This window comes from Mesorhizobium sp. M4B.F.Ca.ET.214.01.1.1 (genome assembly GCF_004791545.1).
Classification (GTDB): domain Bacteria; phylum Pseudomonadota; class Alphaproteobacteria; order Rhizobiales; family Rhizobiaceae; genus Mesorhizobium; species Mesorhizobium abyssinicae.
This window is the reverse complement of record NZ_SRUX01000059.1, coordinates 1-466: the sequence shown is the minus strand read 5'-3', so window position 1 is coordinate 466 and position 466 is coordinate 1. Positions and strand designations below refer to the sequence as shown.

The following is a 466-nucleotide window of genomic DNA, read 5'->3' as shown; positions in this document are numbered from 1 at the left end:
GCCGGCGAAGCTATCGTTCACCGGCTTGCCGCAGCAGGTGCAACGGTCGCGACGACAGCCCGTTCGCCCGACGCCGGATCACCGGCGGAACTCTTCGTGCAAGCTGACGTCGCCACTCTCGACGGTGCGGCAAACGTGGCCGCCGCCATCATCGACCGTCTTGGCGGCATCGACATCGTCATTCACAGCGTTGGCGGGTCGAAAAGCCCAGGCGGCGGTTTCGCGGCGCTGTCCGACCGGATCTGGCAGGATGAACTCAATCTTAATCTGCTTGCGGCGGTGCGGCTCGACCGCCTGCTTGTCCCGCGCATGATCGAGCAGGGCTCCGGGGCGATCGTACACATCTCGTCGATCCAGCGCCGGTTGCCGCTCCACGAATCCACCATCGCCTATGCGGCGGCGAAGGCGGCCCTTTCAAATTACAGCAAGGCGCTGTCCAAGGAACTCGGCCCACAAGGCATTCGCG

The 466-nt window shown here is 64.8% G+C and carries 1 protein-coding gene; it reads left to right on the top strand.

Annotated features, from left to right (window positions below; translation table 11 throughout):
- On the top strand, window positions 1-466 hold a 466-nt coding region (locus EN857_RS33275; RefSeq protein ID WP_135897673.1), incomplete at both ends, for an SDR family NAD(P)-dependent oxidoreductase.